We start from the raw sequence: 18,373 nt of genomic DNA, 5'->3' as shown, positions 1-18,373 counted from the left end.
GAAAGGAGGTGAGTATGAGTGAACACCTACCCCCACCACAACCAAACCGCGAAGGCGTCAACAGCTACGGCACCGACGACCCCGACAAGCAAGCCGAGATCGAGGCCGCCCGCACCGCGGCAGCCGAGGAGCGGCGAGCCAACCGAGAGAAGCTGGAACGCTACGTCAGCTACGGCCTCAACGAAGAGGACGCCCAAGGGCTCATCGAGCACGAAGAAATGCTGGCGGCTCGCCGGGACGCTCTCGCGGCCGGGAATCCCGAAGAAGGCGAAGCCGACAAGCGCATCCGACCGCGGATCTACGTCCGGTCGCTGGTCGACCACACCGAAGGCCACGACATCGGCGACTGGATCGACGCCAGCCAAGACCTCGAGGATATCCAGCGCGACGTGCACTCCATCTTGTCCCGCTCGCTGCACGCCCACTGGACCGGCGAGCCAGCCGAGGAGTGGGCCATCCACGACCAAGACGGCTTCGGCTCGCTCGCGTTGCACGAGTACGAGTCGCTCGACGTGGTCTGTGCCCTGGGCAAGGGCATCGCCGAACACGGCTTGCCCTTCGCCGCCTGGGCGGAGATCAACGACGTAACGGACATCTACACGCTCAACCGCTTCGAGGCCGCCTACTTCGGCGCCTACGACAGCCGGAAAGCCTACGCGGAACACGTCTTCGAGGAGATGGAGGGCGAGAAGGAACTGGAGGCCCTGCCGGACTGGGTGCGCGACGTCGTCCGCGTCGATTACGAACGCATGGCCCACGAGATGGAGACCAGCGGCGAAGTCCGCTTCGTCGACCACCCCGGCGGCGTCTGGGCCTTCAACGGCCGAGTCTGACCCGACCACCTGCACTTTGACAACTCAAACGGAAACCGACCACTCGTCGGTGCCGTGCAGCCGCCAACGTCATCCCGCCCGGGGATGGCCGGCTGCACCAACACCGAGGAGGTCTCGCTCATGAGCGAGGAAGAGAACCCGACCAGGCCGCAGAGCTACAAGACGATCGGGGTGAAACTCCAACACCCGATCCACGCTCAGCTGAGCGCCGTCACCGAGATCGACGACATCCCACTTCAGGTGGCGTTGGTCCGGGGCGCCAAGCTGCTGATCGAGTCCAGGCGAACCGATCCGAAGTTCCAAGCCAAGGTTGCCGCGAGGTCCGAACGGATCAAGCGAGAGGCCGAGGCGCAGGTGCTCGCGATCTCTTCGCTGCTCGACGCCGGTACACCGAACGCTGTCCCCACTCCCGGAGAGGGTGCCAGCCTGGAGCAGCTCGAAGCAGCGATCAGCCTGGGCGAACAGGCGGCCGAGCTCGCGGCAGACGTGTCCACCGCGGATGCCGACGCCGGCCAGGGCGACATCGCCGCAGACGAGGATGCTTCGTCTGACGACGGGGCGCCCGAGCCGCCGGCCGAATCGGAAGCCAAGAAGACGACCCGGCGACGGGCGTCCACTCCGAAAAGCTGAGTGCTCTTCGGTGACCACCGTCCCACTCCCCTAGCGGGTTGAGCGGGACACCACCCACGGGTGGGGAAGCGAGAGCGCTAACGCGCCCCGCCTCCCCGCCCGGCATTCCAATCGAATATCGTCACTAAAGGAGAATGCTTTATCGCGTCAGCAAAATGTGTTATAAATACACGAAAGCGGCTGAAAGTTTTTGATAGGCCGCTCATCTTCATCGGATGAGCTCACTCCGGTCAGACCGGATTGTGATCCAGACAATGGAGGTGAGCGTCGTGAAGGAAAATTCTCCCCGGCTTACACGCAGGCAATTGCGTGGCGGCTGGGTGATTCTGCTCGGCTCTGCTCTGTGTGCGACTGTCGGGCTCGTTGCCGGCGATTACTCGACCTCAACAATTCTGCTGTTCGTAAGCATCTATGGTCTCGTCGCCATGGGTGCAGTCGCGTCGTATGCGGCGCTTCTGGAGCTGATCAAGCGATAGAGGATTCATTCCAAGCGCGTGAGGTGCCGGCCCAACCAGGGTCGGCACCAGCCGGGTACGTAAATCCCGGCATTAATTCAGGAACCATGCCACCCCGTGCGCATTTGTGAGCGCTTTGAACACCTGCACCTTAGGCTTGAGGCAAGCAACGTACACCGACTGCTCAGAGGTTTCATAGTGGTCAAAAGTCAGGCAGGGCATTTCCGTGTCGGGCGACCATAATGGATGCCCATTGCGACCAGGAAGCTTCGATATCTGAGTTGTTTCCGACTTCTGGCGGTCGAAGACGTAGACTTGCGACTCGCCGTAGGGATTGTCCGCTGTAGAAGAGAACGCAATGTATCGGCCAGAACGTGAGATCGTTACTTCCAGCCCGTAGCCGCCAAACTTGGGGACCTGGTTCATCGACTTAGTAGCAGTGTTGTAAATACACATCTTGGTCGGTCCGTCAGTGGGGTAACACTCCCCAACAATCCATTTCCCATCGTCGGAAGCGGATATTGTTCGCAGGACGAGCGGGATGGACACATCTTCTTCAGGGGACCTGCGATTCAGTGGCACTCGCATGACCTTATAAGGCTTAATCACCGACGTATCTTCACCGGCAGGCACTACGCGTTGCCTCGTAAAGTACACATACCCTGATTGACCTACGACCGTATAATGCGTGTCCGTAAACCCGCGTGGCGGATAGGTGAGTCGTCGAATGAACTCACCGGTAAGCGATACAACCTCCAAGTAGTTCTGATGGGAACCCTCGTCGGTGTTCGCGACCACTAAATCCGTAGATTCCGGTATGAACTTCACATGATTGACGTCACTCGGGTCTGACCACACCTTCTGCCTATTAGTGCCGTCCACGTGGGACGCGAACATAACGATCCTGTCGCTGCTGTCGTCATACGTCAGTAGCATCTTGGATCGAACGGCAGAGGGAATGCCTGACTCAGACGGCGATGGATCGCCGGCATCGGCACTACCTCCATCATTTCTGAATAGCTCAGCCCGGTTGGTTATGACAAAGGCCCCCACCGCGGCCGACACCAGTAGGACGAGGACCCCCCACGTGGGCAGCCAGTCAGGCTTATCGATCCAGTTCGAGAGCACGCCAACAAGCAGCGCGAGACCAACGAGGACGAGACCAACGGTGATGCTCACTCAGCAAGCATCCCACAGAGAGTGTTAGGCGGAGACGCCGACTACCCAGACTGCGCCCAAAATCGCCACGAGGAAAGGCTTTCCTGATATCGCCAATATATGTTGTAGAATCTGCCAATTTCGTTGCGTGGACGCAACGACGGGCGGATAATTGAAGAGAAAGGAATCTATCACAATAGGAGTAAGAAAATGGGCATTGAAGCACTTCAACAGCTGGCTGAAATAATCAAGGAGACTCGCACATCGCGGGGCTTATCCGCAAGCGCATTGGCTCGACGTGCAGGCGTGCAAACAAGTACCATCACGCGACTCGAAGCTGCCCAGTTCCAGCACCCATCACCAGAAACCTTGGTGTCAGTGGCACGAACCCTCGAAATCTCAGCCTCAGACTTGTTTGCCTGCCTCAACTGGATGCCGAAGGAGCAGCTACCCAGCTTCACTCCCTACCTCCGGGCCAAGTACGGCGCCCTCCCTACACAAGTCCAAGAAAAGCTAGAAAACCACTTCACCAAAGTAGTTCGACGCTATGGATATGAATGCAATGGCCCAGAGCCGGGACAAGACGAATTCTAACTTTTCCACACTGAACTTAATTAATCCGAGAGGAGGAACCATCATGAACGACAAACCAACCACGAGCATCCTTGCCGACCTCCGCTCGGCCATACCGCCCCACAATATCACTTTTGCTCAAGCCAAGCGCATCGCTGAGCGACAGGCCAACCGACTCCTTGCCCTCAACGGCATCACGACCGGACCAATCCCAAGTGGCACCATCATCGGCAAACTCCCCCGAATCCGCATCGTGACTGACGAACTGCCAGCGAGCGTCAGCGGCACCACCCACTGGAGCGGCACTCACTGGATCATCGTGCTCAACCAAGCCGAGCCCGCCGTACGCCAGCGCTTCACCCTGATGCACGAGTTCAAGCACATCATCGACCACGGCCGAATCGAGCAGCTGTACACGGGCAACTCCCGATACACAGCGACCGAACAGGCCGAACGAGCCGCCGACTACTTCGCAGCGTGCTACCTCATGCCGAAACGACTTCTCAAAGCAGCGTGGGCTCGCGGCCTCCAGACGTCAGCACGGCTCGCCCGAGAGTTTGAAGTCTCAACACGAGCCATGGAAGTTCGTCTCAGCCAGACCCGGATCAACGCAGTTCGAGACACCGGATTCAGACTGCCGTCCTACGCGATGACCCATGCGCGCCACGCCATGACCGTTCGCCCACTCACCACAGAAGGGGTGTAGACATGTCACACGCTCAAGAAGCAGTCAGTAGTGCTCCGCTCGAACGGCGTAAACGCTTCGTGCTCTACCTACGAGTGTCAACGCCTTCGCAGGTGAACACCGACTACGACCCCGAGGGCATCTCGATCCCTGCTCAACGAGAGGCCGGCCTACGCAAGGGGGCCGCACTCGACGCTGACCTTGTCCGCGAGTTCATCGAGCCGGGCCGTAGCGGGACCTCAGTCGATAAGCGTCCCGTCTTCCAAGAAATGCTGGCGTGGATCAAGGAGCAGGGTGACATCGACTATGTGATCGTCTACACCTTCTCTCGCGCCTTCCGCAACGCAGTCGATGCCGGACTGACCAAGCGGACGCTTCGCAAGTACGGCACACGCGTCGTCTCAACCACCCTCGATCTTGGCGAAAGTCCCGAAAGCGCCATGATCGAAACGATCATGCACGCGGTGGATCAGTACCAGTCCGAGCAGAGTGGCGCCGACATCAGCTACAAGATGAGCCAGAAGCGCAAGCACGGTGGCACCATCGGACGAGCGCCACTGGGCTACCTCAACATCACTGAGGAGTACGAAGGCAGAACCATTCGTACCGTCGGGGTCGATCCAGAGCGTGCACATCTCATCGAAACCGCATTCATTCTGTTCGCCACTGGCGAGTACTCGGTACGTCGCCTAGAAGCAGAGATGGAAGAACGAGGCCTCGCGACACGACCGACGAAGCGTTGGCCAGCGAGACCAGTTTCGGAGAAGCAGTGGCGGGAGATTCTGGCCAACCCCTACTACCTCGGTCTCGTCACGTTTGAGGGTAAACAGATCCCTGGACGGCATGAAGCGATTGTGGACGCCGAGATCTTCGCTCAGGTGCAAGGCATCCTCGACATGCGCGCCAAGCCCGGATCACGTGACCGCAGTCTTGCTCACTACCTGCGCGGCATACTTCGCTGCCAGCAGTGTCACGACGAAGGGCGAGAGTCCCGCCTGATGTACACCGAAGCCGCGGGCAACGGCGGGATGTACGGATACTTCATATGTCGAGGACGTCAGCTCGGCCTCTGCGACCTCCCCCACTTGCCGGCCTACCGGGTCGAGGCTGCGGTTGCCGCTTACTACGCGACAGTCAAGATGCCTGAGGGTTTTGCTGCCACCGTGAGCGAGCAAGCACACGAGACGCTTGCGTTCGATCGACGCGACGTCATCAGTCGTCGGGACTACGCCGTGAAGCGTCTTCGCGAGCTGGACCAGCAGGAGGAACGCCTCATCGACGCGGTGGCCGATGGATCAGTCCTCTCAGGCAAACTCCGCGAACGGCTCCAGAAGATGGCTGTCGAACGAATCCAGCTCGAAAAGGATCGCCAGTGCAGCAGCAACGTCGTGAAGCAGGCCGTCGAACTACTGTCCGCCGTACTGCACTTCCTCGAAGACCCACAGGCCATGTACCAGGCCGCTGCTGATCTCACCCGCCGCCGGATGAACGACGCGTTCTTTGAGGCGCTGTACCTACGACGCGACATCGTTGACCACGCAGTGCTAAAGCCAGTCTTTGCAGAAGTTGTCGAGGCGTACGCGGCTCACCGCCGCTCGAAGGAGCAAGAGGAGAACCCTGCTGGAGCTCTACAACCAAACAGCCCCCGCGCTCTGACGAGCACGAGGGCTAAAACTGTCACCTTGAGTGATGTTCTGACCACCGATAGTGGCCTGGATTTGGCCACTGGTTCGAGAACAGCACTCATGGTGGAGCTTAGGGGATTCGAACCCCTGACCTCTTCCATGCCATGGAAGCGCGCTACCAACTGCGCCAAAGCCCCGCGTTCTTGCGACTCGGAAAGCTTAGCGGATGAGGGGCCTGGAAGAAAAATCGGTTCCCGGTGGGGGCGGGGGTGATGAGGAACACGGGCGGTGATGGTGGGTCGTGATTGCGGCGGGGTGGATCTGCACCACTCATCAGTGCATCGCGGCAGCGGATGGCCGGCGTGGCGTGGGCGAACGGGTGGGCTTGGTGAGTGGCGGGAGTCCGTCAGTCCTGCGGGTCCGGGGATGATGGCAGCCGGGTCGCTCGGAAGGTCAGCTCGTCGCCGCCCTGGACGAACAACACCCCGTCGAGGGATGAGTCGTCGAGCAGGGTGAATCGGCCACGGCCGTTGGCCAGTTCGCCCTCCTCGTCCCCGAGCCAGCTGAATTCGACGACCGTGCGGCCTTGATACTCCGTCGTCCGGCAATCCATCCAGCCGTGGATCGCGATGACTGCGAACTCTCCGGAGCCGTCCGGGCCCAGGGCGATGAAGGCAGGCTCCACGAGGTCCAAAGAGGCCTGGTCGACCTGATCCATCTCGACGATCCGCCAGTGGCCGACGAGTGCGGACATCATTGCTCCCTGGAGTGCGCCTGCGTTCGGCACGAGGACAGGTCGTGGGGCCGAGTGGGTTGCTGCGGGGGCGCGGCAACGGGTGCGGTAGACGAAGGGCGACTTACTGCTGGGGGTCGTCGGACATGACTGGTTCGGGGAGGGAGCCGGCGTTCCACTCCTCGATGCGCCAGCGGTTGTTGCGGCTGGGGAGGAGGGAGATCCAGTTGCAGTTGGAGATGCCGCCGAAGGCGGGCCAGGCTTCTTGGGGGATGCCCAGGAAGAGGCAGACGCCTACTCGGGCGGCTAGGCCGTGGGTGGCGACCACGACGGTGTCGGAAGGGTTGGCGTCTTCGACTGCGCGCTGGAGGGCGGGGGCGAAGCGGGCGGCGACCTCTTCGACGGTTTCGCCGGCGGTGCCTCGGCGCTGGGGTTCGCCGGCGCGGATGCGGGCGGCGGCCTCGGGGTGGGCCTCGGCGAGCTCGGCCATGGTGAGGCCGGCCCAGTCGTCGACGTCGATCTCGCGGAGGGACTTGTCGTACTCGACAGTGAGGCCGGTGAGGGCTGCCAGTTCGGCGGCGGTGGAGGCGGCTCGCTGGAGGTCGCTGGAGATCAGCCGGGTGGGGGCGAGCGAGGCCAGGCGGGCCGCGGCCGCGCGGGCCTGGGCGATGCCGACCTCGTCCAGGGGGATGTCCGCCTGGCCCTGGACCTTGTCCAGGAGGTTCCACTCGGTGCGGCCGTGGCGCCAGACGATCAGGCGTCCTGCGGTCATTCGGGTGAACCGGGGACCGGCGACGGCAGCGCGATGATCGGGCAGTCGCGCCAGAGCCGCTCCAGGGAGTAGAAGCTGCGCTCCTCGTCGTGCTGGACGTGAATGACGATCTCCAGGTAGTCCAGCAGGACCCAACGGCCCTCGCGGGCGCCCTCGCGGCGGACCGGCTTGGCGTCGAAGTCCTCGCGCAGCTTCTCCTCGATCGCGTCGACGATCGCGCGGACCTGGCGGTCGTTGGACGCCGAGGCGACCAGGAACGCGTCGGTGATCGCGAGCTGCTCGGAGACGTCGAACGCGAGCACGTTCTCGGCCTTCTTGTCGTGGGCCGCCTCGGCTGCCGCGGTGAGCAGCTCGACGGCACGTTCGGAGGCAGGCATGCAGTTCCTTCTAATGGTTGGTGTAGAGGTCGCGCTTGGCGATGTACTGGACGATTCCGTCCGGGACCAGGTACCAGGTCGGGTTGCCCTTGGCCACCCGGGCCCGGCATTCGGTCGACGAGATGGCCAGCGCAGGCACCTCGAGCAGGGTGATCCGGTCCATCGGGAGCCGGTCGAGCGGGAGCTCGGTCGCCTCGGTCCCCGGCCGGGTACAACCGACGAACTGGGCCAGTTTGAACATCTCGTCGACGTCGCGCCAGGTGAGGATCTGGGCCAGCGCGTCGGCGCCGGTGATGAAGAACAGCTCGGCGTCGGGATAGAGCCGGGACAGATCGCGCAGCGTGTCGATCGTGTACGTCGGCCCGGGCCGGTCGATGTCGACCCGGCTGACCGAGAACCGCGGGTTGGAGGCGGTCGCGATCACCGTCATCAGGTACCGGTCCTCGGGCGGCGAGACGTCCCGGTCGGTCTTCTGCCAGGGCTGACCGGTCGGGACGAAGATCACCTCGTCCAGGTCGAAGTACGACTGCACCTCGCTCGCGGCCACCAGGTGGCCGTGGTGGATCGGGTCGAACGTACCGCCCATGACGCCGAGGCGCCGGACCCGCTCCGGAGAGTTCACGTCAGCTCGATCCGCCGCTCAGCTGTGCGGCCGGCCCTTGCCCATGATCACGGTCAGCGCCAGCAGCGCGACCAGCACGAACAGGGAGAACCCGCCGTACCACCACGGCGAGATGTGCGACGCCTCACCGGCGGCTTCGGACAGCGGCGCCAGCTGGGGCAGGAGTTGAAGAGCCATGGGCAGAGCCTATCTCGCCGTACCCCCAACAAGCGCGACCGGTGGCCCTCGACGGGCCTGCCGGTCGCGCAGGTGTGGATCAGTGCTTGCGGGTCAGCAGCCTGCGCAGAGCCGACGGGCGCGCGGCGACACGGTTGTGCAGTTCGGCGACGCGGCGCAGCTCGTAGATGTGGGCACGGGCGACATCGGGGGTGATCATGATTCCTTCACAGGGTTGTGGTGTAGCCGGAGGGGCATCTCCAGCTACCAAGAATTCTACGTCGTACGCTGGTCGAACACAAACGAATTAAAGGCAGATCAGACGATCTCCCTACGAATCTGCGGTGAACGGGAGGATTCATGGACGTGATCGATCGACAGCTGGTCGAGGCGCTGCGGACCAACGGACGGTCCAGCTGGGCCGAGCTCGGCCGGGTCGTCGGGCTGTCCGGGCCGAGCGTTCAGGAGCGCGTGAAGCGGCTGGAGGAGCGTGGTGTGCTGCTCGGCTACCGCGCCGTCGTCGCGCCGGACAAGGTCGGCCTCGGCACCAGCGCGCTGATCGGGCTGTTCCAGCGCGACGACGTGGAGACCGACGACATCGTCGACGGGGTCCGGGAGATCGAGGCCGTCGAGGACTGCTGGTTCGTCGCCGGCGACCAGGAGCTGGTGGTCAAGGTCCGGGTCTCCGACGTCACCCAGCTCGAGGCGGTCGTCGGCCAGCTCCGCAGAGTGAACGGCGTGGTCAGGACCCGGACGACGGTCGTGCTGTCGACCCGCTGGGAAGCGCGTCCCGCTCCCCTGCCGGCGGAGTAGCCCGCCCGACCAGCAGCAGGACAGCAGCCGCCCCCACAGCCAGTACGGCGGCCGCCGGGTACAGCAGACCCGGCACACGCTCGTACGCCGTACCGCCGAGTGCCGGAGCCAGGAACATCCCGCTGATCGACGCAGCGGCGTACAGGCTGCTGTAGCGCCCCACCATCCCCTCCGGCGCAGCGTCGGCGACATGAGCCGTCGCGGTCGGCTTGTAGAGCATCTCCCCGCCAGTGATCACCGCAACCGCCACAGCCGCCCCTGCCAGCACCGGCCACACTCCCAGCACCGCGAGCCCCACTCCGACCAGTACGAAGCCGCCTGCGACCACGCGCAGCGCCTGATGCCCAGCCAGCCGCACCGCCAGCGGCGCTTCGAGCAGCACGATCACCACCGAGCTCAGCCCGATCAGTACTCCGTACGCGACCGCCGGCGAGCCCGCGTCTCTCAGCAGCAGCGGCATCGTCGCGAAGAGCTGCCGGTACGCCGTGTCGACCACCACGATCGCGCCGAGCAGCACCAGAGTCGCCCTGTCCCGCCGCAGCGCCCGCCAGACACCTGAAGCCTGCCGCACGACGGTCCGCGTGGCCGCAGGCACCCACCGCCACACCACGATCGCCAGCACCAGACTGGTCACCGCGTCGACTACGAACACCAGCGAGAAGTCGTACGCCGCCAGCAGCCCGCCCAGCGGCGGCCCGATCGTGAAGCCGGCGTTGCTGGCGGTCCGCGACAGGGCGATGCCCTCCCGGCGCCGGTCGGCGGACATCGCGGTCGCCACGAGGGCGCTGAGATTCGGCCTGCTCGCTCCCCCGCACAGCCCGGCGACCGCAGCCAGTACTGCCAGCCCGGCGGAGGGCACGACCGGCATCGCCAGGCAGGCGGCGGCCCAGGTCAACTGGCTGCCGACCGCGGCCGCCCGCAGGCCGAAGCGGTCGCCGACCCAGCCGCCACCGAGGTTGCCGCCGAGCAGCCCCACCCCGTACGCCGCCGCGGCGAACCCGGCGTGCTGCGGTGTCATCCCGCGATCCTCGACCAGGTACAGCGTCAGGTAGATCCAGGCAAGCGCGCCGGCCGCACTGACCAGCTGGCCGAGCATCACGGCCTTCAGCCAGCCGGGGAGGTCGGCGACTCGGCGCCAGTACGTCGTCACGCCTGCCTCCAGCTCAGTGAGTTCCTAGCGGGAACTTAGTCGCCCGGCTAAGTTGAGTGCAAGCGGATTCGACCGAGGGAGGCGCGGTGCGGCGGAGCAGTTTCTCGCCCGAGCCGAACTGTGCGATCGCGCAGTCGCTGGCGGTCGTCGGCGACCCCTGGGAGCTGCTGATCGTGCGCGACCTGGCCCGCGGGCTGGACCGGTTCGACCTGCTGGCGGAGTCCCTGCGGATCTCCCGGAAGGTGCTGACCGAGCGGCTGGTCGGGCTGATGGACAGCGGGATCGTCGAGCGTACGGCGTACCAGGACAGGCCGACGCGGTACGCGTACCGGCTGACGCCTCGGGGCCGGGCGCTGCTGCCGGTGCTCGTGGCCCTGCAGGACTGGGGCGACCGCTGGCTGCTCGGCGACGGCGAACTGACCGGCACCAACGACGAGTCGGAGCCGCCGGCTCATCGGCTGCACGAGCTGGTCGGCCGGCGGATCCCGTCCGGGCTGTTGCTGGAAGCAACCAATACAGGGGCACCGATCGATGTGGTCGCCCCCGACACCCGGGCTACGGTCGTGTTCGGGTTCCCGGCGACCGGGCGGCCGACGCCCTTGCCCGACGACTGGCGAGCGATCGCCGGAGCCCACGGCTGCACGTTGGAGAACAAGCTCTTCAGCGAGCGGTACGACGAGTTCCGCGCCGCGGGAATCGCCGTGCACGGGGTGAGCACCCAGCGCCCCGACGAGCAGCGCGCCTTCGCGGAACTGGAGCAGATCGCGCAGCCCCTGCTGTCCGACACGGACCTGACGTTGGCCGCCGCCCTGCGTCTGCCGACCTTCCGCGCCGGCGGCCTGGAGCGCCTCAAACGCTTCGTGCTGATCGCCGGCGCCGACCGCGTGATCCGCGCGGTGCGCTACCCGGTCACCGACATTCCCAGCGCGGTCGAGTGGGCGTTGAGCACGGCATGATCGAGATCTGGTGGGCACGGCTGAGCACCCAGTCGATCGACCCCGCATGGGTCGGCGATCTCGACGCGGTGGAGCGGGAGCGGTTGGCGGCGTACGTGCGGCAGGAGGACAAGGACCGCTTCCTGCTCGGCTGCACGATCGTGCGCCGGCTGCTCGGCCGGCGCCAGCAGTTGCCACCGGCAAGTATCCGGCTTGATCGGCGCTGCGGGGACTGCGGGCGCCCGCACGGCAAGGTCCGCGCCGAGGGCGCCGAGCTGTCGATCTCCCATTCCGGCGATCTGGTCGGCGTCGCGTTCCACCCCGGTACGCCGGTGGGCCTGGACGTCGAGGTGGTCGACACCCGGCTCGACCCTCTCGACCTGGCCCGCGTCAGCTTGGCGCCGGAGGAGACCGAGCACCTCGTACGACGCGACGCCGCGGACCGGCCGGCCGCGTTCACGACGTACTGGACCCGGAAGGAAGCCGTGGTGAAGGCGACCGGCGACGGGATCCGGGCCGATCTGAGCAAGCTCGTGGTGAGTGCGCCCGATCAGCCGGCCGCGGTTCTCCAGTGGCCGGACCACGACGGGCCGGTGCGGTTGGTCGACGTCGATTCGGCTCCCGGTCACCGCGCCGCGCTGGCGGCGCTCACCGAGGAGCCGATCGAGGTCGGCACGTTCGACGCGGCCGACGTGCTGAGCTTCAGGTCCTGATCTGCCCCTCGCCGATCACGACGTACTTGGTGGACGTCATCTCCGGCAGCCCCATCGGCCCCCGCGCGTGCAGTTTCTGGGTGGAGATCCCGATCTCCGCGCCGAACCCGAACTCGCCGCCGTCGGTGAACCGGGTGCTCGCGTTGACCACCACTGCCGCCGAGTCGACCGCCTGGACGAAGCGCCGGGCCGCCGCCTGCGACCTGGTGATGATCGCGTCCGTGTGGCTGGAGCTGTACTTGCGGATGTGCAACACGGCGTCCTCGAGCGAGTCGACGACGGCGGCCGACAGGTCGAGCCCGTGGTACTCCGCCGCGTAGTCCTCGTCGGTGGCCGTCTGGATGTCCTTGCCTGACGCAACCACCTTCGGGTCGCCGTGCACCGTGACACCTGCCTCGGCCAGGGCGGGCAGGGCCTTCGCGAGGAACTCGTCGGCGACCGCGGCGTGCACCAGCAGCGACTCGGCCGCGTTGCAGACGCTCGGACGCTGGGTCTTCGCGTTGAGCAGGATGGTCAGCGCGAGGTCGAGGTCGGCGTCCGCGTCGACGTACACGTGGCAGTTGCCGACGCCCGTCTCGATCACCGGCACGGTCGACTCGGTGACGACGGTCTGGATCAGTCCGGCGCCACCTCGCGGGATCAGGACGTCGACCAGGCCGCGCGCCTGCATCAGCTCCTTGACCGCGGCCCGGTCCCCCGGCACGCCCTGGATCACGTCGGCCGGCAGTCCGGCCTCTTCCACGGCGGTCCGCAGGACGTCGATGATCTCCGCGTTGGACTCGGCCGCCGACGACGACCCGCGCAGCAGCACCGCGTTGCCCGACTTGAGGCAGATCCCGGCCGCGTCGGCCGTCACGTTCGGGCGGGCCTCGTAGATGATGCCGACCACTCCGAACGGCACCCGGACCTGCTTGAGCTCGAGCCCGTTAGGCAGGTTGTACCCGCGCACGACCTCACCGACCGGGTCCACCAGCCCGGCCAACTGCTCGAGGCCCGCGGCCATCGCGTCGACCCGCCCCGGGTCCAGCGCCAGCCGATCCACCGTCGACTCCGGCGTACCGGCTTCTCGTGCGGCCGCGACGTCCTTGGCGTTCGCCGTCACGATCCGCTCCGTGTTCGCCCGCAACGCTGCCGCCATCGCGTGCAACGCCGCGTCCTTGGTCGCCCGCGACGCCGAAGCCAACGCGTACGACGCCTCCCGCGCCCGTCGGCACAACTGGATGATCTCGCTCATCCCAACATCGTAGGACGCCACGCCACGCCGCCGCTCGACCGTCTCAGCGCCGACGCAGGCGCGGCGGGCGGGCGACCGCGTGGGAGAGCGGGACGACGGCCGCGAGGGCGAGGGGCAGGAGGGGATTCGAGGGCGCGGCCGGTACGCCGTACCGGCGGAGCAGAGGACTGGGCGAGGTGAATGACGGCATGCAGCTCGAAGCCGGTCAGGGACGCCTGGAAGAACTGGCTTCGACCGCCCGTGCGCGCGCCTGAGGCAGCGGCGGCCGCCATCACCACCCCTCGACGAAGGGCTACGCCCCCGCCGGCGGCGGCACGCGCCGCGAGACGGCGACCAGCAGCCCCGCGGCGACACAGGCGGCGGCGACCATCAGGATGACGGGCCGGTACCCAGTCGTTTCAGCCAGTACGGCGGCGCCGAGCGGCGCGCAGGCTTTGGCGATGATCGCCGGGGTGGCCAGGGTTCCCGCAGTGGTGGCGTAGCCGTGGGAGCCGTAACGGTCGAGCAGGATCGCCGGGGCCGCGATCGAGGCGACGCCGAAGCCGAGTCCGAACAAGGTCAGGCATCCGATCGCGCCGGCCAGGTGCCGGCCGGTGAACGGGAGCAGCGAGATCGCGAGGCCCTGGACGATCAGCACGATCGCCGTGATGGTGGCCATAGGCAACCACCGCACCGACAGGGTGGCGACGACGCGGCCGGTGACGGACAGGAGACCGAGCAGACCGGCCAAGCTCGCGGCGACGGCCGGCGAATGGCCGAGGCCGGTCAGATAGAGCACGAGGTGTACGGCAACGATCGCGAGCGCCGCGGCGTGCAGGACGAAACCGCCGGCCAGCAGCCAGAACCCGGCATCCCGCAGGAGCCGCCTCGGAGCCGAGCCGACTCCCTTCGGAGACAGGGCGGCGCGATGGCGTGGGCCGGTCCGGCGCAGAACGACGGCGTGCAGCGGGATCGCCAGTACGGCGTACCCGGCGGCGAGGATCAGCAACGTGTCGCGCCAGGTCGTGGCCTCGAGCAAGTGTCCGGTGAGCGGGATGAAGATCGAACTGGCGAAGCCCGCGACCAGGGTGATGCCGAGCAGCGCCCGGGTGCGGGCTGCGGGTGCGGTGACGGCCACGACGACGGCGAAGGCCGGTTCGTACAGGACCATCGCCGACGCGACGCCGATCAGCACGAACACGACGTACAGCTGCGGCAACGAGTGGACCTGCGACCACGCCACGATGGCGCCGGCGCCGAGCAGCGATCCGCCGGTCATCAGGGCGTGCCCGCCGCGTGCGTCGAGCCATCGGCCGACCGGGACGGACATCAGCCCGGTGGTCAGGATCGCGGCCGTGAGTGCGCCGGCCGCGGTGGACGTCGAGATCCCGAGGTCACGGCTCATCGGACCGAGCAGCGCGCTGAACGCGTAGTAGAGCACGCCGTACCCGACCGTCTGGGTGACGGCCAGCGCCGCGACGAGCCGCCGGGGGACGCCGAAGCGGCCACCGCGCCGACCGGTTGACCGGGTCCGCGCGGTGGCCGCTGTCGTGGGCTGCATCAGTTGCAGCAGCTCGACTGTCCCGTGGCGGGCTGGTCGATCACCGTCAGCAGACCGCCGCTGATTCCGGTGGCCAGGCCGCGGCCGGCCGGCGCCGCGGTCTCCACCTGCGCGGCCGGGCCGCAGCAGCCACCGGCGGCCTCGTCGGCGCTGTCGCCGTACGCGAGGTTGGACGAGCAGACGCCGGTCTCGGGCAGGTTGAGCTGGACGTCGCGAGCCGCTTCCCAGTCGCCGGCGAGCGCGGCGACGACCGAGCGGGCCTGCTCGTACCCAGTGGCGAGCAGGAACGTCGGCGCGCGCCCGTAGGACTTCGCGCCGACGGCGTAGTAGCCGGGCTCGGGGTGCGCGAGCTCGTCGACGCCGTGCGGCGGGACGGTGCCGCAAGAGTGCTGGTTCGGGTCGATCAGCGGCGCCAGCGCGCGGGTCGAGCCGAGAATCGGGTCCAGGTCGAGCCGCAGCTCGGCGACCATGGCGTGGTCGGGGCGGAAGCCGGTCGAGTTCACCACCGTGTCGGCGACGACCCGCCGATCGCCGGCAGCCAGCTGAACCCGTCCGTCGGCGGTCGGCTCGACGGCCTCGATGCGGAAGCTGCTCACCAGTTCGACCTGGCCCGACTGGACCAGCTGCTTCAGCCGGGAGCCGAGGGCGCCGCGCGCGGGCAGCTCGTCGGCCGCGCCGCCGCCGTATGTGCGGGCCTGGTCGGTACCGCGGACCACCCAGACGATCTCGGTGCCGGGGACCTGGGCGGCGAGTTCGCCGAGGTCGAGCAGCGTGGTCGCGGCCGAGTGGCCGGCGCCGACGACCGCCGTACGGCGTCCGGCGAAGCGGTCCCGATCGCGATCCAGTACGTCGGGCAGGGCGCGGGAGATGCTGCCGGCAAGGTCGTTCTCGCCGCGCGCGGGGATGCCGGAGCCGCCCAGCACGTTGGGACGGCGCCAGGTGCCGGCGGCGTCGATCACCGCGGACGCCAGGAGCTCGGAGCCGTCGGCGAGCCGGATCAGGAACGGCGCCTGCTCACGGCCGGCGGTGCGGATTCGGTCGAAGCCGACCCGCGTCACCGCGGCGACGGGCGCGTTGAAGCGGATCCGGCCGGACAGTTGCGGGGTCTTCGACAGCGGCTCGAGGTAGGCGTCGATCAGGTCGCCGCCGGTCGGCAACGTGCCGGGGTCGGGCTCGGTCCAGCCGCCCGCCTGCTCGAGCAGGCGCTTCGCGGCCGCGTCGACGTCGTACCGCCAGGGGCTGAACAGCTTGACGTGCCGCCACTCGTCGATCGCCGCCGCGATCCCGGGACCGGCCTCCAGGACCACGAAGTCCAGGCCCCGCTCGGCCAGATGCGCCGCTGCCGCCAGGCCCACCGGACCCGCGCCGACAACCACCACCGGCGCGGTCTTCTGCTCGCTCATCGCTTGCCCCTCACTTGTCTTGAAGTTCATCGAATCAACGAGTCCACCTTGCCTCCTGTTTCGACATGAGTCAAGATAGACATGTGTCGAAGCAGCAGATTCCCCTCCTGAGCAGCGGTGGCTGCTGCGCCCCGATCTCCGTCGCCGCGCTCAACCCGGCGCAAGCCGCCGAGGGCGCCGCGGCCTTCAAGGCCCTGTCGGACCCGATCCGCCTGCGCCTGATGTCGATCATCGCCTCCGCCGGCGACGAGGTCTGCGTCTGTGACATCACGCCGCACTTCGACGTCTCCGGCCCGACGATCTCCCACCACCTGAAGGTGCTGCGCGAGGCCGGCCTGGTCGACTGCGAACGCCGGGGTACGTGGGTGTACTACTGGCCGATGCCCGAACGCCTGCAGTGGATCTCGGCGCTGCTCGCGGTCCCGGAGCCGGCCAGCAACTGAGCCGCGTCAGAAGCTGCGGAGCGCGTCCTCGAACTCGTCGACCAGACCCTCACCCGGAAACTGTTGACGCAACTCCCGGTCGAGTTCGCCCGCGATCATCGTCAGGTGGATCCGGCTCTGCCGGCCGTCCCGGAGCCCCGCCTTGCCCATCCCGACCGCCTGCTCCAGATCGCCTTGGCGACCGGCCAGAAATCCCAGCGTGAGCCAGCACTCCGAAACTCTCATCGGGCTCAACTCAGTGCCGCCGGGAGTGACGTTGTCGCGAATGACGGCGTTCGCGTACTGGTGCGCCAGGTGGTTGTCGCCGGCGATCCGGTGGACGTCCATGGCGTAGTAGTCCCACTTGGCCGGGTCGATCTTGAAGTGATTGTCCGGGCGGTCGGGATACGGCAGGCGGTCGAGCAGCTCCCGTCCTCTTTCGAGCACGCTGTGCAGGCCGCTCTCCCCCATCCGCGCCCGAGCCTTCGCCTCCTGGGCGATGAGCTGAACGTGCACACTGCTGGTCTGCGCCACCGCCTGCCCCCGCCGAGCAGCCTCGACCGCCTGCCGATACCGCCCTTGCGTCAGGGCGAACCACGCCGTCATCTCGTGGCCCCACCCGACGATCTCCGGATGATCCGCCTCGCCACCCAACTGCATCGCCGCGATCCGCGTAGTCTCGGCGGCCGAGCTCATCCCGAGGTCGTACTCGACGCAGCCGGCCAGGAGGGCCAGCCAACCACCGGTCACCAGCAGTTCTTGATGCGCCTTCAAACCGACAGGTCGACGCAGCAGGCTACCGACATGCTGCAACCAGGCGTGAGCTTCCTGACGCAACTCCAACGCGTCGCGGCGGTTGTACTGGCAACACAGTTCCTCAACCGTCGCTCGAAGAGGCTCCAGCGTCTGCGCACTGGTGTCACTGGCCTGTAGCCGCTGCACCAACTCAGCCGTCTGCCACGGCACCTCCCCCAGCCGCCCCACCACGTCAGTCCTCGCGGCGGCGATCAATTCCCCCTTGGCCCGCAACGCTTCATCACACACCCGCGCCAGATCCTCACTCGGCGCCTTCCGCCCGTTCTCCACGTTGGACAGATAACTGCGGCTGTAATGAGTCGCCCGCGCCAAGTCCGCAAGCGACCAGTCCCGGTGCTCGCGGTACTCCTTCAGACGCCTGCCGAAGCTCACGTCCATCAGTGTCACCCACCGGGTTGTATCCCTGCATCCTGAACACGAGGGATACACGGGAACCGTAGAGACCACGTTCCGTGATCACGATGCTGTCCTCATGCAGGCAGACACGGGGCACGATCCCACACCGTCCGCACCGAAGCGCGACGAGCGCGGCTGGCCGATCCTCAGGCCTTCTCCGCCCGCCGTCTGCGACGGCACCCATCCACTGACCGGGCGAGTCTGCACACTCGGACACCACAGCGGCTACCACCGCGACGCTACGAATGCCGAGTGGCTGGACGACTAGACCGGCAGGGCCGACGTGCAGATCTCTGCATCCGCGCCGGTCCTGCCCTCCAAACTCCCTCGGC

General features: G+C 66.7%; 20 protein-coding genes, 1 tRNA gene and 1 pseudogene. 10 read left to right on the top strand and 12 right to left on the bottom strand.

The annotated features are described in order from the left end of the window. The first annotated feature begins 14 nt into the window (after positions 1-14). From ACQPXM_RS13130 to ACQPXM_RS13120, 3 genes are all read left to right on the top strand, one after another. On the top strand, positions 15-833 hold the full coding sequence (locus ACQPXM_RS13130; RefSeq protein WP_432948221.1) for an antirestriction protein ArdA: 819 nt from the start codon (positions 15-17) through the stop codon (positions 831-833). A gap of 84 nt (positions 834-917) precedes the next feature. Beyond that, positions 918-1,463 carry a hypothetical protein gene (locus ACQPXM_RS13125; protein ID WP_432948219.1) on the top strand — a complete coding sequence of 182 codons (546 nt, stop codon included), beginning with the start codon at positions 918-920 and terminating at the stop codon, positions 1,461-1,463. Between the two features lie 260 nt (positions 1,464-1,723). Then, positions 1,724-1,939, top strand: a complete 216-nt coding sequence (locus ACQPXM_RS13120) for a hypothetical protein (RefSeq protein WP_432948217.1) — start codon at positions 1,724-1,726, stop codon at positions 1,937-1,939. 72 nt (positions 1,940-2,011) lie between these two features. On the opposite strand, the gene ACQPXM_RS13115 is transcribed toward ACQPXM_RS13120, so the two are convergent. Beyond that, positions 2,012-3,097, bottom strand: coding sequence for a TolB family protein (locus tag ACQPXM_RS13115; RefSeq protein WP_432948215.1), 1,086 nt, complete (start codon positions 3,095-3,097; stop codon positions 2,012-2,014). 189 nt (positions 3,098-3,286) lie between these two features. Between ACQPXM_RS13115 and ACQPXM_RS13110 the strand changes: the two genes are divergently transcribed. From ACQPXM_RS13110 to ACQPXM_RS13100, 3 genes and pseudogenes are all read left to right on the top strand, one after another. Beyond that, entirely contained in the window at positions 3,287-3,670 is a 384-nt protein-coding gene (locus ACQPXM_RS13110) for a helix-turn-helix domain-containing protein (protein ID WP_432948213.1), read from the top strand. Between the two features lie 43 nt (positions 3,671-3,713). Beyond that, a complete protein-coding gene (locus tag ACQPXM_RS13105; RefSeq protein ID WP_432948211.1) occupies positions 3,714-4,355 on the top strand; it encodes an ImmA/IrrE family metallo-endopeptidase in 642 nt (213 codons plus the stop codon). 2 nt (positions 4,356-4,357) lie between these two features. Then, positions 4,358-5,170: pseudogene (locus ACQPXM_RS13100) on the top strand (recombinase family protein); the annotation flags it as partial. Positions 5,171-6,080: 910 nt separating this feature from the next. Here ACQPXM_RS13100 and ACQPXM_RS13095 read toward each other — a convergent pair. The 6 genes from ACQPXM_RS13095 to ACQPXM_RS13070 all read right to left on the bottom strand — a co-directional run bounded on the left by ACQPXM_RS13095 (position 6,081) and on the right by ACQPXM_RS13070 (position 8,640). After that, positions 6,081-6,156 (bottom strand) — tRNA-Ala (locus tag ACQPXM_RS13095). A 209-nt stretch (positions 6,157-6,365) separates the two neighbouring features. Further along, positions 6,366-6,677 carry a hypothetical protein gene (locus ACQPXM_RS13090; RefSeq protein WP_432948209.1) on the bottom strand — a complete coding sequence of 104 codons (312 nt, stop codon included), beginning with the start codon at positions 6,675-6,677 and terminating at the stop codon, positions 6,366-6,368. A 139-nt stretch (positions 6,678-6,816) separates the two neighbouring features. After that, positions 6,817-7,464 (bottom strand): histidine phosphatase family protein, encoded by a 648-nt coding sequence (locus tag ACQPXM_RS13085; protein ID WP_432948207.1) that lies wholly within the window; start codon positions 7,462-7,464, stop codon positions 6,817-6,819. Then, a complete protein-coding gene (rsfS, locus tag ACQPXM_RS13080; RefSeq protein ID WP_432948206.1) occupies positions 7,461-7,841 on the bottom strand; it encodes a ribosome silencing factor in 381 nt (126 codons plus the stop codon). Before rsfS ends, ACQPXM_RS13085 begins: the two co-directional genes overlap by 4 nt. A gap of 10 nt (positions 7,842-7,851) precedes the next feature. Continuing rightward, entirely contained in the window at positions 7,852-8,427 is a 576-nt protein-coding gene (gene nadD / locus ACQPXM_RS13075) for a nicotinate-nucleotide adenylyltransferase (RefSeq protein WP_237771150.1), read from the bottom strand. Between the two features lie 54 nt (positions 8,428-8,481). Next, positions 8,482-8,640 carry a hypothetical protein gene (locus ACQPXM_RS13070; protein WP_432948204.1) on the bottom strand — a complete coding sequence of 53 codons (159 nt, stop codon included), beginning with the start codon at positions 8,638-8,640 and terminating at the stop codon, positions 8,482-8,484. A gap of 339 nt (positions 8,641-8,979) precedes the next feature. On the opposite strand from ACQPXM_RS13070, the gene ACQPXM_RS13065 reads away from it, so the two are divergent. Continuing rightward, positions 8,980-9,432 carry an Lrp/AsnC family transcriptional regulator gene (locus ACQPXM_RS13065; RefSeq protein WP_432948202.1) on the top strand — a complete coding sequence of 151 codons (453 nt, stop codon included), beginning with the start codon at positions 8,980-8,982 and terminating at the stop codon, positions 9,430-9,432. Here ACQPXM_RS13065 and ACQPXM_RS13060 read toward each other — a convergent pair. Then, positions 9,362-10,582: an MFS transporter gene (locus ACQPXM_RS13060; RefSeq protein ID WP_432948200.1), complete on the bottom strand. Its 1,221-nt coding sequence runs from the start codon at positions 10,580-10,582 to the stop codon at positions 9,362-9,364. The two genes, ACQPXM_RS13065 and ACQPXM_RS13060, sit on opposite strands and share 71 nt — an antisense overlap. Before the next feature lie 86 nt (positions 10,583-10,668). On the opposite strand from ACQPXM_RS13060, the gene ACQPXM_RS13055 reads away from it, so the two are divergent. Both ACQPXM_RS13055 and ACQPXM_RS13050 read left to right on the top strand, forming a co-directional pair. Then, the gene (locus ACQPXM_RS13055; RefSeq protein ID WP_432948198.1) at positions 10,669-11,538 is read left to right on the top strand and encodes a winged helix-turn-helix transcriptional regulator; all 870 of its coding nucleotides are present in this window, start codon (positions 10,669-10,671) and stop codon (positions 11,536-11,538) included. Then, positions 11,535-12,230 carry a 4'-phosphopantetheinyl transferase family protein gene (locus ACQPXM_RS13050; RefSeq protein ID WP_432948196.1) on the top strand — a complete coding sequence of 232 codons (696 nt, stop codon included), beginning with the start codon at positions 11,535-11,537 and terminating at the stop codon, positions 12,228-12,230. The genes ACQPXM_RS13055 and ACQPXM_RS13050 overlap by 4 nt, the downstream gene beginning before the upstream one ends. On the opposite strand, the gene ACQPXM_RS13045 is transcribed toward ACQPXM_RS13050, so the two are convergent. From ACQPXM_RS13045 to ACQPXM_RS13035, 3 genes are all read right to left on the bottom strand, one after another. After that, the gene (locus ACQPXM_RS13045) at positions 12,220-13,464 is read right to left on the bottom strand and encodes a glutamate-5-semialdehyde dehydrogenase (RefSeq protein WP_432948194.1); all 1,245 of its coding nucleotides are present in this window, start codon (positions 13,462-13,464) and stop codon (positions 12,220-12,222) included. The genes ACQPXM_RS13050 and ACQPXM_RS13045 overlap by 11 nt on opposite strands. A 292-nt stretch (positions 13,465-13,756) precedes the next feature. Further along, positions 13,757-15,004 (bottom strand): MFS transporter, encoded by a 1,248-nt coding sequence (locus ACQPXM_RS13040; protein WP_432948192.1) that lies wholly within the window; start codon positions 15,002-15,004, stop codon positions 13,757-13,759. Continuing rightward, positions 15,004-16,407 (bottom strand): FAD-dependent oxidoreductase, encoded by a 1,404-nt coding sequence (locus tag ACQPXM_RS13035; protein WP_432948190.1) that lies wholly within the window; start codon positions 16,405-16,407, stop codon positions 15,004-15,006. Before ACQPXM_RS13035 ends, ACQPXM_RS13040 begins: the two co-directional genes overlap by 1 nt. 83 nt (positions 16,408-16,490) lie before the next feature. On the opposite strand from ACQPXM_RS13035, the gene ACQPXM_RS13030 reads away from it, so the two are divergent. After that, a complete protein-coding gene (locus ACQPXM_RS13030; protein ID WP_432948188.1) occupies positions 16,491-16,850 on the top strand; it encodes an ArsR/SmtB family transcription factor in 360 nt (119 codons plus the stop codon). Positions 16,851-16,856: 6 nt separating this feature from the next. On the opposite strand, the gene ACQPXM_RS13025 is transcribed toward ACQPXM_RS13030, so the two are convergent. Further along, positions 16,857-18,023, bottom strand: coding sequence for a helix-turn-helix domain-containing protein (locus ACQPXM_RS13025; protein ID WP_432951011.1), 1,167 nt, complete (start codon positions 18,021-18,023; stop codon positions 16,857-16,859). Positions 18,024-18,373: the final 350 nt, after the last annotated feature.

This window comes from Kribbella sp. CA-253562, from assembly GCF_050942265.1.
Lineage (GTDB): Bacteria > Actinomycetota > Actinomycetes > Propionibacteriales > Kribbellaceae > Kribbella.
Note: the sequence above shows the minus strand (reverse complement) of the source record. Positions and strands in the feature narration are given on the sequence as shown.